This is a genomic window from Ruminiclostridium sufflavum DSM 19573, assembly GCF_003208175.1.
Taxonomy (GTDB): Bacteria; Bacillota; Clostridia; order Acetivibrionales; family DSM-1351; genus Ruminiclostridium; species Ruminiclostridium sufflavum.
In genome coordinates this window covers 112500-128568 of record NZ_QKMR01000014.1, presented here as the reverse complement: position 1 = coordinate 128568, position 16069 = coordinate 112500, and the positions used below count along the sequence as shown (strand labels likewise).

The 16069-nt window shown below is 38.4% G+C and carries 12 protein-coding genes; 2 read left to right on the top strand and 10 right to left on the bottom strand.

All coding sequences use genetic code 11. The annotated features are described in order from the left end of the window. Window positions 1-58 precede the first annotated feature (58 nt). Window positions 59-1015, top strand: coding sequence for a hypothetical protein (locus LY28_RS12385; RefSeq protein WP_110462507.1), 957 nt, complete (start codon window positions 59-61; stop codon window positions 1013-1015). Between the two features lie 80 nt (window positions 1016-1095). Here LY28_RS12385 and LY28_RS12380 read toward each other — a convergent pair whose 3' ends face one another. From LY28_RS12380 to LY28_RS12355, 6 genes are all read right to left on the bottom strand, one after another. After that, a complete protein-coding gene (locus LY28_RS12380; RefSeq protein WP_110462506.1) occupies window positions 1096-2136 on the bottom strand; it encodes an NAD(P)-dependent alcohol dehydrogenase in 1041 nt (346 codons plus the stop codon). Window positions 2137-2452: 316 nt separating this feature from the next. Then, a complete protein-coding gene (locus LY28_RS12375; protein ID WP_110462505.1) occupies window positions 2453-3460 on the bottom strand; it encodes a sugar ABC transporter substrate-binding protein in 1008 nt (335 codons plus the stop codon). 73 nt (window positions 3461-3533) lie between these two features. Then, window positions 3534-4535 (bottom strand): ABC transporter permease, encoded by a 1002-nt coding sequence (locus LY28_RS12370; protein WP_110462504.1) that lies wholly within the window; start codon window positions 4533-4535, stop codon window positions 3534-3536. 1 nt (window position 4536) lies between these two features. Further along, complete coding sequence (locus LY28_RS12365) at window positions 4537-6048, bottom strand: sugar ABC transporter ATP-binding protein (RefSeq protein WP_110462503.1); 1512 nt, start codon at window positions 6046-6048, stop codon at window positions 4537-4539. Window positions 6049-6403: 355 nt separating this feature from the next. Then, a complete protein-coding gene (locus tag LY28_RS12360; RefSeq protein WP_242981260.1) occupies window positions 6404-7531 on the bottom strand; it encodes an ROK family transcriptional regulator in 1128 nt (375 codons plus the stop codon). A gap of 214 nt (window positions 7532-7745) precedes the next feature. Further along, entirely contained in the window at window positions 7746-10769 is a 3024-nt protein-coding gene (locus LY28_RS12355) for a LamG-like jellyroll fold domain-containing protein (protein WP_110462502.1), read from the bottom strand. A gap of 234 nt (window positions 10770-11003) precedes the next feature. On the opposite strand from LY28_RS12355, the gene LY28_RS12350 reads away from it, so the two are divergent. Then, entirely contained in the window at window positions 11004-11996 is a 993-nt protein-coding gene (locus LY28_RS12350) for a sialate O-acetylesterase (protein ID WP_110462501.1), read from the top strand. 145 nt (window positions 11997-12141) lie between these two features. On the opposite strand, the gene LY28_RS12345 is transcribed toward LY28_RS12350, so the two are convergent. The 4 genes from LY28_RS12345 to LY28_RS12330 form a co-directional block, all read right to left on the bottom strand. Continuing rightward, entirely contained in the window at window positions 12142-13185 is a 1044-nt protein-coding gene (locus LY28_RS12345; RefSeq protein ID WP_110462500.1) for a hypothetical protein, read from the bottom strand. A gap of 176 nt (window positions 13186-13361) precedes the next feature. Beyond that, window positions 13362-13997 (bottom strand): DedA family protein, encoded by a 636-nt coding sequence (locus tag LY28_RS12340; RefSeq protein ID WP_110462499.1) that lies wholly within the window; start codon window positions 13995-13997, stop codon window positions 13362-13364. A gap of 72 nt (window positions 13998-14069) precedes the next feature. Beyond that, window positions 14070-15149 carry a serine hydrolase gene (locus LY28_RS12335; RefSeq protein ID WP_110462498.1) on the bottom strand — a complete coding sequence of 360 codons (1080 nt, stop codon included), beginning with the start codon at window positions 15147-15149 and terminating at the stop codon, window positions 14070-14072. 42 nt (window positions 15150-15191) lie between these two features. After that, entirely contained in the window at window positions 15192-15938 is a 747-nt protein-coding gene (locus tag LY28_RS12330) for a GntR family transcriptional regulator (protein ID WP_110462497.1), read from the bottom strand. Window positions 15939-16069 lie beyond the last annotated feature (131 nt).

The window sequence follows — 16069 nt, the reverse complement described above, 5'->3', positions numbered from 1 at the left end:
CAATCCTATTTTTTATAATTATTTCAATTAAAATAATCTGCCAGGAAAGGAGCTTTCCATGGATGATTTGAAAACCAAATACGGAATATTGAAGGGCGTGTCCGCATATTCCACCTACGAAAACGGACAGATTAATTCTGTATGCATAGAAAGCGAAAACAAGCTTGATACCTTAATAGGCACTCTTATTCCGCGTTATCAGGACTATACCGGAAGGCGAAAAAGCACAAGCTGTCTTACCTTCTATAAAAGCGGTTCTGTTAAAAGCATTGATCTGCAGCAGCAAACTGCTGTTTCAACTCCTGTCGGCTTTATTGAAGCCGAGCTCGTTACCTTTTATGAAAATGGTTCTGTAAAAAGAATTTTCCCGTTAAACGGAGCACTTAGCGGTTATTGGTCGGAAGAAGACGAGGCAGGGCTATGCAAAGAATTGTCTTTCAACTTGCTGAATAAAAGCTTTAATTTAAAAATAAACGGTATATTCTTTTATCCTGACGGAGCAGTAAAAAGTGTATCCTTTTTCCCCGGCGAAACTGCATTTATTCCGACGCCCTCCGGTGAAATTAAAGCAAGGATAGGGATATCCCTTTCCGAAGCAGGAAGCATATCCTCCTTGGAGCCGTCGGCTCCTGCGGAAATAAATACGCCGATAGGTGTATTGCATGCTTATGCTTCCAATGCTCTTGGCATTCATGCAGATAAAAATTCCTTGGTATTTGAGGACAGCCTTTTAAGGGAGCTGACCTCTTCCACAGATATTATAAAAATTACAGATAAAGCAGACAATGTTCACTATTTGTCCCCCGGCTTTGTAAAAAGCAGTATAGACCCTGACAAAAAGGCCTTATTACCCATGAAGATTATATTTAACAGCAATTCTGCCGTATTTATCACATCTGATGAATTAACCATTGACTACAAGGATATAAAGGATATCAGAATAAGCACTATGCCTTTATATACAAATGAATGCACAGATTGCACTTCCTGCGGGAAATGCGGCTCCGGACTCTGACCAAGGCTCCGTATATAACAAAAGCAGCAGTTCCGCCACTTACCGAAGCTGCTGCTTTTACCGGAAATACCACATATGCCTCAGTCTATTTTTATAACAGCCTTAACAACCTCCTGCTTATTATTTATAACGTAGTCAAAGGCTTTTGCACTATCCTCAAAATCAAACTCATGAGTAACAATTCCTGAAATGTCGATAATGCCTTTTGAAATTGCTTTTATGGCTGTGGGATAAATATTTCTGTAACGGAATACAGACTTTATCTGTGCTTCCTTTGCCATAATCTTTGCAAAGTTAAATTCAATAATATCTTGCGGTGCCAAGCCTACAAGTACTATGGTCCCTCCGTTTTTAACCAGATATGGGGTCTGGGAAATAGTTTTTGCAGCTCCTGCTGTTTCAATTACAATATCTGCTCCTTTTTTATCCGTCAATTTATCTATTTCGGAAAAGACATCAGCTTCAGCGGCATTTATAACGGTTGTTGCACCTAATTTTTTCGCAAAATCCAATCTTTTCGGCAGTACATCCACAATAGTAATTTCTGTGGCACCATAGGCCTTGCAAGCTAAAAGTGTTACCAGCCCTATTGTTCCGGCGCCAAGTATTATGACAGAATCCCCAAGCCTCACGCCGCCCTGAATTGCAGCATGCATACCTACTGCCAAAGGTTCCACAAGCGCGCCTTCCTTTGCGGTTATATTATTTGGAAGCTTAAAGCACATATTTTCAGGAAAGGCAATGTAATTCATCAATGAACCATGATACGGCGGAGTTGCCAGAAACTCAACATCGGGACACAAATTATATCTCCCTGTCTTGCAGAATTCACACTGTCCGCAGGTTATTCCCGGCTCCAAGGCTACCTTGTCCCCAACCTTCAGATTTTGGACATCCTTTCCTGTTTCAATAATCGTACCGGCACATTCATGTCCAAGAATAAAATCTCCGTCTACAACAAAATCTCCGATTTTGCCATTCTCCAGATAATGTACATCCGAACCGCATATTCCCACATATTCAAGCTTTACCAGTACATCCTTTTCACGGAGCTTCGGCATATCTATATCCCGTATTTCAATTTTGTTCAGACCTGTCATATAAGCTGCTCTGTTTTTCACTGTAAACCCTCCTCTTTTAGGAATGCAAAATTTTTGCAAACTATTTATGTTGTATATTTTTATGCGCATATTTCTATGCTAATATGTCGATTTAAAATCTAATGCAGTAATCAATTCCATAGTATAAAAAATCATAAGCCTTAACTTTTCTAAATGCTGCTTCGGTAAAGATGCGTGAGTCAATTACTATCCTCCGATATTATCGGTTCCCTAGCCGATAGCAATTGACTTTATGAATCCACGCATCTTTACCGAACACACACCACAGCTATGCTATTTATTGCTAACCCTTTTCAGAAATCAATTTATAATTGTATTATTTAATTGCACCTGATTTTTTGTGCATATCTATATATTCCTGAACATTATCCTTTGTAACAAGAGGATTGCCGATATCTGTATCAATCTGCTTTTCAGCTCCCGTCAAAAGCTTGTTGCTTGTATCCAGCAGCTTTGTGGCAAGGTCATAGGCGCTCTGCATACAGGTGGAGGTCATTTTGCCTTCCTGAATTAAAAGACAAGCCTCTGCGGTTCCGTCTACACCGTATACAAGCAAATCCTTGTATTTCGGATTATCCTTAATTACTTCGATTGCACCTGCCGCCATATTATCATTCATTGAAATAACAGCATCAATTTTATCATTTGCCTGAACCCAGTCCTCCATATATCTCATGGCTTCATCCTTGTTCCAGTTGGCAATCTGCTCTCCTACTATTTTAACATCTGTACGTTTATCAAAGAACTCAGCCTTCCAGCTTTTACGTCTTTCATCAGCATGGAAATTGCCTGAAGGCCCGTCAAGAACAACAACCTTTGCATTCTGAGGAATTTGCTCTATAGCCGCACGTGCATTCACAGCTGCCTGCTCATAGGGGTTTGCATCCACTGAAGACGCACCCTCAATGCCTGAAATTCTGGCATTTGTTGTGATAGCAAATATACCTGCTTTAACTACCTTCTCAACATATGGTTTTTGGGCCTCACCATTGTTTGGCTGTACAATAACGAGATCGTATTTATTGGTAATAGCATTTTCAATCATTGAGTTCTCTTTTTCATCATTTGCTTCTCCGTCAAATACATCAAGCTTAATATTCGGATATTTTTCCGCCTCTTCCTTTACCGCATTTGCCAGCCATGCCGCAAAAGAATCTGATTGCGCACGGGCGACATATGCAACCTTGTATTGCTTCTCACCGTTGGCAGCGGAAGTCTTGGCAGCAGATGACGTGTCGGAGGGATTTGTTCCTGTGGTACCGCATGCGCCAAGTAAAACAACTGACATTAACATTGAAATTCCACCAATAAGTCTCTTCTTCATAATTTGACCATCCTTTTCTTTTTTATATTATAAACAGGCATTCTGTTTAATAACGACACTGCTATTTATTAATTCAGGCTTTTTTAATTTTGCTTTCCTTGTCCTCAATTCTGCCCAATGCATTTTTGGTTCTGCGGTTCTTTGATTGGATATCATATATAACTGCCAGTGCAATTATTGCTCCTCTGACTATTTGCTGCATATATGAATCAACATTTGTCAGAGTCATTATGTTATCCAAAAAGCCTACTATAAATGCTCCTGCCAAGGTTCCCATTGCAGTTCCGATACCTCCCGAGAAGCTTGTACCTCCGATAATTGCAGCCGTCAACGCAGTCATTTCAAAGCCTACCGCACCGTTGGGAAGTCCTGCATTAACACGGGACATAAACAATACTCCTGCAATTCCAACAAATATACCATTTATAATGAATGCTTTATATTTAACATTTGAAACATTTATACCGGAAGCAACCGATGCCTCTTCATTTCCGCCTACTGCGTACAGAGAGCGTCCGAAACGGGTGTGCTTCAATATATACCAGGTGATGACGGCTATTACTGCCAGGAAAATAATCGGAATAGGAATTACTCCTAAAGACCCTTGACCAAATACTATAAAATCACCCAGCTGAAGTATATTCTGTCCTTTTGTAAACAGCAGCGCAACACCTCTTGCCATTGCCAGCATTGCCAAGGTAGCTATAAACGGAGGAGTTTTCAGTGAGCTTACCATAATTGCATTTATAAAATTACAGACAACACCTGTTATTATTCCCGCTAAAATTGATAATATTAAAGAGCCCGTTGATTTATATACCGATACCGCAAATACTCCGGATAAAGCAAGCACCGAGCCTTGTGAAAGGTCAAGCATTCCGCTGATAATAAGCATTGTTTGTCCGAAGGCCAGAATTGTTGTAACTGCCAGCTGCCTTGAAATATTAGTTAAATTATTTGCCGTCAGAAAGTTTGGGTTTGCAAACGAACAAATTATAAAAAGTACAAATAGTATCATGAAAATGCTATATTTTTTTGTTGCCGTGCCCAAAAAGTTATTTTTTCTCAAATCCATGTTATTTCACCTCGTTAGATATTAATGTTCCAGTAGCATATTTCATTATGAGCTCCTGAGAAAAGTCTTTTCTTTCGATTTCACCGGTTATAGTGCCCTTTGACATTACATAAATCCTGTCACACATACCAATTAACTCAGGAAGTTCAGAGGATACCATTATTACCGCCTTACCTTCCTTAACAAGATTAGTCATAAGCTTGTATATCTCAAATTTTGCTCCTACGTCAATTCCGCGCGTCGGTTCATCCAAAATTAAAATATCAGGATTTCGTATCATCCATTTTGCCAGCACTACCTTTTGCTGATTACCGCCGCTTAATGACTGTATCGATGTATCAAGAGTGGGAGTTTTTACTTTCATTTTTGTAAACATATCCGTAACAATATTATGCTCCACCTTTGAATGATAGCTTAGCCTGTAAAATACCTTCTGTAAAAATGAAAGAGTGGTATTTTCCTTGACAGATCTTACAGGTATAATTCCATATCGCCTTCTGTCTTCGGAAAGCATTACAAGTCCATTGTTTATGGCTTCTCTTACATTTCTGATGTTAACTTCTTTTTCTTTGATTTTTACAGAGCCGGAGGCTATAGGGTCCAGTCCGAACAAAGCTCTCATAACCTCGGTTCTTCCTGCTCCCATTAATCCGGCAAAGCCTATTATTTCACCTTTTTTTACATGAAAGCTTACATTATTGAATGCAGCTTTGCTATTTAAATTTTCTGCCTGCAATAAATTTTCACCCACCTGAACCTCTTCCTTTGGATAGGTGTTGGTGAGCTTACGGCCGACCATCAAAGCAATTACCGTTTCAATATCCAGCTCTTCCCTGGGATGGCTTTCAACAACCGTTCCATCTCGAAATACAGTTATTTCATCAGCTATCTGGAATATCTCATCCAGCTTATGAGAAATATATATTATACTGACTCCTCTTGCTTTCAGCTCTCTGATCTTTGCAAACAGCTTTTCAACTTCCTTGAGCGTTATTGCCGAAGTGGGTTCATCCATAATTATGATATCCGACTTATAAGATATTGCTTTAATTATCTCAAGCATCTGAATATCTGATACTGTTAAGTCTTTAAGCAATGTAGCGGGTGAATAGGGCAGATTTTCCGCTTTTAACAGTTCGTTTGCACTCCGCCTTACTTCCTTCCAATCTACACTTCCAAATTTGTTTACCGGCAGATTTCCAAGAAAAATGTTTTCCTCCACTGTCATCTCAGGAACATAATTCATTTCTTGAAATATCATTGAAATTCCCAAGCTTCTCGCCTGAATAGGATTATTTATCTTAACCGGCTTTTCGTCAATGAATATCTGTCCGCTATCAGGCTGATAAATACCATTGATAATTTTCATTAAGGTGGATTTACCTGCCCCGTTTTCTCCGCACAATACATGAACAGTTCCTTTTTCTACAGTAAAATCGATTTTATCAAGTGCTTTTACTCCCGGAAAGGATTTTTCAATTTTTGAAACTCTGAGTTTAATATTATTGTCCATTTCCTTCTCCTGTAATATTTCTTGAAATAAGTTTGGATAAATAATTCTAAATTAAGCCTCTGCAGTTAACTTAATTTAATATTTTTATATAAGACTTTTATAAAACAGTTTTAATAAGATATATTATATCTGTATTTTAGTAAAAGTCAATATATTTTTTCGATTTATTTCTACATTTTTAGTGTTAATTATACAATAGTCAATTACTATCGGCTAAGGAGCGATTCAAAGCCAAACCGCGTGAAAACAGCATGAAAAAGACTATATATTAACTCTTTTAGCTAACATATAGTCTATCCAATATGAATAATTCTATAAAAATTTTAAATGAATTTAATTTACATTGATTCCATTATCAAACATTCTTGATAAAATCTTCGACTAAAATCAGTGCCGCACCGACAGCCGTTGTCTCCAGCTTATATTTGCATACACTGAGATAACTTCCGTCCTCTTCAAAAGTATTGTATTCAGAAACCCTTTCTCTTAACTGCTCAAGATATTCATCCATATAAGCTCCGGCGTATCCCCCCAGTATAACGCGGCAGTCGAAAAGCATACGAAGGTTATTCAAAGCAATTACCAAATGGGAAACATATTCATCCCAGACACTTCTCTGAGGTTCGCTGCCTGTTGAAAGAAGCCTGAAAAATTCAGCTATATTCCCGTTTGTGGTATCAGATAAAATTTTCGCAGAGCAATATGCATCAACACAGCCTTTTTTGCCGCAGTAGCAGGTTCTGCCATTGGGTACAATTGTCATATGGCCAAACTCTCCGCTTCTGTTATTATATCCCTCATATATATTTTTTCCGATTATTATTGAGCCGCCCACCGAATTATTTAATGACAAATAAACTACATTTTCTGAGGTCTCCTCTCCCCACATTTCCGCAAAGCCTGCCGCATTGGCATCATTACTGAAAATACAGGGATACGACATATATTCCGTAAAGGCATTAACATTGCCTCCTTTGAAATCAATTACCGTCGCATAACTGACAGTTTCTCTGTCGGGAGAAATTATGGCAGGCAAGGCTATTCCTATTCCTAAAATGTCTTCATTCATTATTTTATAATCTTTAATAAAATCACGAACAAAATCACCCACACCCTTAAAATATTCTTTTGAATTTACAAAGGGAAACTGCTGCTTTTCATTTTTAATAACCTTTCCGCTTAAATCAATAAGTACAGCGCCAATATGATTTCTCGTCACATCAAGTCCAATGGCATAACGTGCCGTACTATTATATGAAATTGCCTTCGCCTTTCTGCCGCCGGTAGATTTAAACAAGCCGGTTTTTATGACCAAGCCTCGCTCATGCAATTCTTTTATATTCTGTGTAACCGTAGGCAGGCTCATATTAAGCGTATGTGCTATTTCCTGAATAGAAATAGGCTCATGCTTATAAAGAAACTTATAAATAATCTGCCTGTTTATTTTTTTTACTTCAATACTGTTAACTCCATTGTTATTCACTTCGCTCACCCGGTTTTATAAATGGCTTTTATTAATGCATTCATCTTAATATATTTTAAGGTTATTTGCAAGCAGAATTACTGCAAATATGTAAAACATCCGCAGAGGTACACCTTTCTTTCAAGCTGGCCTCCCTTCAGCAAATAACAGCCGGCAGCACAAATAGTAGGAAAAAAGCCAAGAGAGTGATGAACGCCACGAAATATAAACTTGTCTACTCTCCAAATACCCTGACTTCATATAGCCGGGGAGTATACCAGCTGTTATTCGGATTATTCTGAGGTACGGACTTATTAATTTTTATCTGTACGAACCTTGCTTTTACTCCTCCTAAGCAGTCCACATTAAAGCCATAAGTTGTGTTATCGGAATTGTCAAGGACAGGTGTAAACTGTGAACCGTCCATGCTTGTGTATATTGTATAGTATTCAAGAGCTTCCGAACCATTGTACAGATACCATGAAAGCTGAATTTCGTTCAGCGAATAGCTGTTCCCTAAATCAACAGTCCAGGTTGACGGATATATCACGCCGTCTGCAACCCACTCTGTGGTATACTTGCCGTCATTGGCAAGCATTGCCGGATTGGATGCTTTTGAGCCGGAAGCATAGCTGCTCCTGCCTTCGGACAAATTTGTTCCGGAATATATATTTTCTATCGTACCGGCGGATGTATCCGGCTTAATTGTAGCTGCAAAATCAAATGCAGGCACTCCGTTTTTCATCGTAAGGGGAAACCAGACAAAGTAAAAGTTCTGATCCCCGATATTTGGTATTCTGTTTCTGTCACTCATAAGCATATAGTTTGTTCCGTTTGTGCCGTTAAGTGTAAGTATCCATGTTGACTGAGAATAAAATGCGGAGGAATTTCCAACAGGCTGCATAGCTGACCAGGAGGCTGCCCCTGAGCTTGCGAGAGATACTGCACAGGTTGAGTATTGTGCCTGATTTGGATACCAGCCTGCACATCCCGAGGTAATCAGATAGTAGGTTCCATTATGATTTACAATAGCCGGTGCTTCTCTTCCTGCATAGGTTCCGCCGCTGGTGGCACCGCCGTAAATATTGTACATATGAGTACAGCTCAGATAATCGGAGGACAGCTTAAACAAAGATAACCTTCCGTTTGTTACTGTTGCGGAAATAAGATATGCGGAACCGTCCCTGTCCTGAAAGATTGTCATATCTCTTGAGTCAAGCCCGCCGGGGTTGAAGCTGCCTTGATAAATAAAGTCTCCCGCCGGACTGCTGCACACAGCCACTCCGACCTTACCCGCCGAATAGTTCGGACTGTCATAGTGAAACCACAATACATATTTCTTTGTAGAGGTATTATAGATAACCTTTGGCCTTTCCACAACACAAGGCACTTTCAGGTCAGCTGCCTGAGCACCCTTGTAATCCATTGACCCCGGGCCTAAAATTGCGTTTTCAAATTTCCAGTTTACAAGATCCTTCGAAGAATAACAGTTTACATATACTCCGGAATTTCCATACCAATAATATGTGCCTTCCGCCTGAATAATGCATCCGCCTGCGGCATCGATTGGCTCACCGTTTATATCAAGCCACAGCGTACCATTTTGCAGGGTATTCTGCGAAGCAACAGAGGTTTTCCCGCTTTTCGCTGCTTTACGGATATCATAAATATTTAAAGCAGAACCGTATATTCTGAAATTGTCAATTTGTGCATCTAAATAAGGGTCACCCTCATACAGTGATTTTCCGATATATCCGGAAAATACCTCCCCGGGGTTGTACATACTGCTGGGATCACAAGTAACACCGCTTATTGCAGAAACAAGGCTGCCATTTATATATAGCTGCTCAGTATTGCTGTCTCCCGAGATAACCAAGGCAACATTGTTCCATGAACCGGCTGTCAAGGCTGATTGAGCATTTGCACCCTGCTCGCCGGAATAACCGCTTCCGGCTGTTCCCTTATCAGTTATTGCCCCGTAAGTTTTTCCCGAGCTGTTTCTTGAGTTAAGCATGATATATTTGCCGCTGTCAGGGCCTATGCCGTATACCCATTCATTTGTGCCGGAGGTGTTTAAAAAAATATCTGCGGTAAAAGTAACATTGTGTACACCATTCATTACACCTCCGGGTATTGCAACATACCCATCCCTGCCATCCAGTAAAACAGTACCGGAGGAGAAGGAAGCACCCTTTTCCGAAAGAATGGCATCATAGCCGTTTCCTGATTTATCTTTTACTGCCCTTCCTCCTGTCTCATCAAAATCATACTGCACCAGAATAGCTTCACCTGCTATTTCTGAGGTTGAAAGAGCCTTGCCGTATATTTTGAAATTATCTATTTTGGCATTCAAATATCCATCCGAGCTGTACAAGGATTTACCTATATATCCTGAAAAATCTTTTGCCGCATTGTACATATCCGCCGGATCTTCGGTAATATCATTATTTGACTGTACAAGAGCACCGTTAATATATAAGCGCTCGGAATGAGTCTCCTGTGAAATAACCAAAGCTACATTTGTCCATGTTCCTACAGGAAGTGAAGAAAGCTTTCTGACTCCTTTTTCGCTAAGATATCCGGAACCTGCAGTTCCGTTGCTTGTAATCGCTCCATACGTACAGCCGGAGCTGTTTTTTGAATTAAGGAAAATATATCTGCCGCTGTCAGGTCCCAATCCGAACACCCAAGTATTTGCAGCTGCGGAGTTCATGTAAACATCTGCCGTAACGGTAATATTATGAACGTCCTTCAATACACCGTTAGGAATAGTAACATAGCCGTTTGTCCCGTTTAAACTTACGCATCCGTTATTTTTTCCGTCAGATAACCAGACGGCCCCTCCTGTGAGAATACCGTTATACCCCTTACCGGAAGAATCCTTTACAATTGTTCCGCCTGTTTCATCAAATTTATAATTAACTAAAAGAGGCAGACTTTGTGTTTCATGCTCGGCAGGATTTAAAAGGTATTTTTTTAACAAGGCCAAGTCTATGGAATCAACGGAATTATCAGAATTAAAATCCGCAGCCTGCAAGGCTTCCCCTGTCAGAGCAATAGTCCCTAAAAGATGCATTTTAAGCTGTGCCAGATCAATAGAGTTTATTTCCTTGTCATTATTTACATCCCCTTTAATAATGCTGCCGTTCACGTTTACAGCAGCATTTGCGCCTCCGGCGGAGCTTGAAAAAAGGCAGGCTGAAACGGCAAGTGCCGTAACCAGCAAATAGCTTAATGTCCTTTTTATAAATTTATTCATGCAAATTCCCCCTCTTTCTGTAAAACCTGATTATAACCTCATATCGTAAAATAAACACAAAAGTAAAATTATAAATATCATATCATATTATTGGATAAATTGGTAAAACTAAATAATTCCTAAAACCAGTCCATAAATTTTTGTTTTTACGAATTATTTATATTAGATAGAAAATTTTTGTTAAGATTTATAATTCTTAACAAATACAAAAATAATTTCATAGGAGGTTTTTGCATGAAGAAGGGGATATGCTTATTGGTAGTGCTAACACTAATGATGGGTATTTTTAGTTTTAGTGCACAGACGGGAGATGTTACCGCAGCTACAGCTACATTATACGGAGATGCTGATTCCAGCGGTGCTGTAGACTCCTTGGATTTTGCGGCAGTTAAAATGCATTTACTTGGAACAAAAAATGTTTCAAATACCAAGGCTGCAGATGTAGACGGTGACGGGGCTATTAATGCAATTGACTTAGGACTTATTAAGAAATTTTTATTAGGTTCCCTTGATAAATTCCCGGCTGATACCGGAACTCAGCCTGTTGAGCCTGTATTCCATTGCTTCCTGCTGCTCGGTCAGTCAAATATGGCTGGATGGCCTGCAGCTCAGGCATCTGACAAGGTTCAGAATCCACGTATTCTATCCTTGGGTTACTATGATAACAAATGGGCAGTAGCAGTTCCGCCGCTGCACGAATCATGGCAGAATGCAATAGGACCCGGCGACTGGTTCTCCAAGACAATTATAAACGAGCTTCCCGAGCAGGATACTATTGGTCTGATACCATGTGCTATAAGCGGAGAGAAGATTGAAACCTTTATGAAGAACGGAGGTTCAAAATATAACTGGATTATTGAGCGCGGAAAGCTTGCTCAGGCAAAGGGCGGTGTAATAGACGGAATCCTGTTCCATCAGGGGTGTTCAAATAACGGTCAGGCTGATTGGCCTTCAAAGGTAAACACATTAATTACTGATATCAAAAAAGACTTGGGTCTCGGCGATATTCCTGTTCTTGCCGGTGAGCTTCTTTACAGCGGCAGCTGCGCAGGGCACAACACACTGGTAAACAAGCTTCCTTCAGTAATTAAAAATTGCTATGTAATTTCTGCAAGCGGCTTATCCGGTGATCCTGCAGATTCATGGGGACTGCACTTCAATCATGACTCACAGGTTACCTTAGGTAAGAGATATGCTGCAAAAATGACAGAGATTCTCGGCTGGTAAGCTTTAAACATATATGATAATTTATATAGTATAATCTTCTAAAAATTGAATTCAAATATTAAAACAGCGTTTTCCCCTTAAAGGAAAGCGCTGTTTTAATACCGTTGCTTACTTTGCATTCTTCCTGTAATATATCAGATAAAAACTATATTTGCTTCTCGACCTTTGACAATATTTCAATTTCCATATTTCTGGTATCAATAATATATGACTTTATTTTATCCAGCATTCCAATATCTTTTTTTACATTGGCTTTTATAAAGGTATTTCTAGCCTTCAGAATCTCACTTTTCACCAGTTCATAATTATCCAATAATTCCCTGTCATAAGTAAGGTATTTATTTTTCATCATATAATTTAATCTGTTCCACATCAGCACCTTGTGGTCATACATAATGTGAAACGGACGGTAGTCGTACCAGGTATTTTTCTTTTCCTTTATCAAATCAAGCTGCTTGATAATAGAGTCATAAGTATTGACACCGAAGCTATTTGTATCAATCATATTTCTCATTTGCAAAAAATGCTCTTTTGTGTTAAGCCCATACAAATATTCATTAAAGCTTCTCTTTACAAAATTAACATCAAAGCTGTAATATTTTTCGTCAGTATTTTTTTTGATAAGGTATAAGCCGCGCATTTCTTTATAATTATGGTTAAAAACAAAATCCTCACCCGGCTGAACATTTATAAAGCCTTCAATTACTTTGTCAAACGGTACTGCAGTGTATGAATAGTTTCGTGCAAAAGTGAAATCTCCGACGTAAAAAACCTGAGCTTCCAAATCATATCCATAAATAAACAATTGATGCAAAATTCTGCGTCCTCTGTTTAACATATTTGTCTCGTCGCAAATTCCAAAAATATAGTAGGATAGGTCCAACGTTTTTAAAAGAAAGGTCAAAAAATCGGTTGAATAGGATAAAATTTGCTCTATGGTTATTATTTCAGTCAATAAATACGGACATTCCTTTAGAGAACTGTCCCCGGGTATAAAATCAAACATAAAAATGCTGTTATTGGTAATTTCATCTTTTTCGGGATAACACCGGAGTTGAATGTAATTACTGTAGATCCAGTTCAATGCATATTCTTCATTTGCCAAAATTGAAAATAAAGATGCATGCCACTGCCAAGAAGTAATGGGAGGATAATTAACCGGAAGTAGAACTTTGCTTCTTTCATTCATAAGCCATTCCTCTATTCCAAAAAGTATATTTTTTACGCAAAATACCGAACACCGATTACATATTATAATTATAATAGCATAAAATAGTGTTTTATTCAAAGTTTTGTGGAATATTTTATACAATAATGAATTGTTTTGTATGATTATGCAGGTATATAAAAATGCCGGCTGATTTATTAAGAGCTTGTATCCACTTTTTTTGATTTCCTTATTTTATGAATGATAAAAATAATAATTGCTATAACCGCTACTGCAATTATTGTTATTAAATTAAACAAAGAAAAAAAGCGTTTTACCTGATCTATATTATGACCTATTACCCGGCCAAGCAAAAGATAAAGAATCTGCTGCAAGAAAATTGAAAAAATGATATACGGAAAATAAATTCTTTTTTTCACCTTAAAAACACCTGAAAACAATACCATAATTGAACTTGTTCCCGGAATAAACTTACTGAGTATCAATCCATATTTGCCATACTTGTGAAAAACCTTTTCAGACCTTTTGATATGTTTCTCATTGATATATTTAAGAACGACCCTATACCTTAATACTTCACTTCCCTTTTTGTAACCAAACAAGTATACAATAAAGGAACCTGCAATACTCCCTGCAACTGAAACAAGATATACGGGCAAAAAGTGATAATTCATTCCCATAGTTGTTAAATAGCCTTCGAAAACAATAATAACGTCGGAAGGAAACGGAGGAAACACCAATTGAAGAACACCTGTCAAAAGAATAAAAAGATATGTGAAAATAGGATTCCATTGAATTATATCTTGAGTAAAATTGAGTAAAAAAACATCCATTAAAAAATTGTATCCTCCTTAGTACGATTTAATTATTATCTAATAATACCCAAAATAAATAATAATGTCTGATTATTTCGTTTCTTTCGCATATTCCTCTTCAAAATCGTAAATTTTCTTTGACAGCTCGGCAATAGCCTTGGTTGCGGCATCTATATTTACATTATCGTTCATAACAGACAAAACATACGGATGTGTTGCAAAAACTATACCAACATCATTTCTGGTAGTAGTCTGATTGCCTATTTTATGTGCTACCTTTACCTCCTTCGGAAGCTTTGCATCAATTCTGTCATGCCAGTCGGTAGTTTCCATATAGCTTAATAATTCTCCGTATACCTCCTCATTGTTAAGATAAAGCTTATATAAGTCTTGTGCAATCTGAGCCATATCATACGGACAAGAACGGTGTGTTTTCCCGTAGTGAACCTGTCCTCCTACCTCATCAATATAATTTCTGACATTTTCAATGTCCAGAAGTCTGATAAGCATATTCACGCCGCAGTTGTCACTCTTTTGGATGGACAGCTTCGAGGTTTCCCTTACAGAATATTCAGTGCCAAAGGGTGTGCCTATGATGCTGCCGGTTCCGTATTCCAAATCCTCCTGCTTGTATACAAGCTTGTCCTCAGGATTTATTTCTCCAGCTTCAATTTTTTTATATAAAAGCACATTTATAGGCAGCTTTGATGTACTTGCTGCTATATATTCGGTCTTATCATTAATATTTACGGTTTCTCCGGTCGCCAAATCAATAAAGGTCACCCCGTATTTCCCGGGAAGCTTTGAAGTGTAGTCACTTATCAGCTTTTCCAGCTCATCCATCCTGCCGCTTTTTGCTGCTGTTCCAACTCTTGGAAGAGCCCCATGAGCTTTTGTCTCCACAATATTTGCTTCTGCGCCTGTTGTTGGTGCTGTAGTTGTACTGCCCGAGGCCTGAGCCGTCGTATATGATGTATCGGAAGCCGCAGCCCCTGAATTCTCGCCTGTCAGTCCTGCTGTGCTTTTTGTTGAATCACCGGTACCCTTATCCATTTTTATTATTAAATAGGCTGCCATTGACAGGGCAATAATACATAAAGCCGACAAAAAAACAACCAGCGCCCTTCTTCTTCTATATTTTTTATCACTTCTCATATGATATGGACTCATGAATCTATAGCCTCCAAGATATTTTTAATAATTATAAAATTTTTATCCCTGCTTGCTTCCTTCAAACAGCAGTCTGCAATTATCCGATCTATACTTTGAGCAAACATATTCCACAGCTTGTCCGCTTTTTGAATACAGGCTGTTCTGAACCTTTATCAAAGGCTGCCCGGGCTGTATTCTCAGTATAGGTGAGTCAATATTATCTGCAAAAACCACCTCTAGAATGCTTTTACTCTTTTCTGGTATTAAAGGATATTTTCCTCTTAAAATATCTATTGACGATTTCCCATCCCTCAGCTGCATTACAATATCAGGAAACAAATTAATTGGTATGTATGATTTGTTGAAGGAATATACTTCCCCGGGCTTATTGTTTATATATGACAAATAAGTGATTACAGCTACAGGCATGCTTGTATTATAACTAAAAATATTATTTAATATATCAACCGATGAGCTTTCAACAACTGTTATTTCAATCATGTTTTTTTCCGCCGGCGACTTGCAGTCCAGAATTGAATCTGTAAAGCCATTGAAATTTTTTATATCAATAATATTCTTCCTTCCTGAGACAAAGGTTCCTTTTCCTTTTTCCTTATACAGATAACCGCTGCTTGTTAATTCACTTATAGCCTGCCTGACAGTAGGTCTGCTGATAGCATACAATTCGCACAAATCCTGCTCGGAAGGTATCTGAGTATATGGAGGATACTCATTATTCCGGATTTTGTCCAGAATCAAGTCCTTTAATTGCAGATATAATGGAATACTGCTGAATTTATTAATCATTTTAATTTCTCCCTTGAAAAATCAGTTACTATTGGCTGAAAAGCAGGCAATATCAGCCTCCGGCTATGCTTTTAAGCAAGCTAAAAGCATAATTTGTTCAATATCGGAAGCGAAAACCATAATTGACCTTT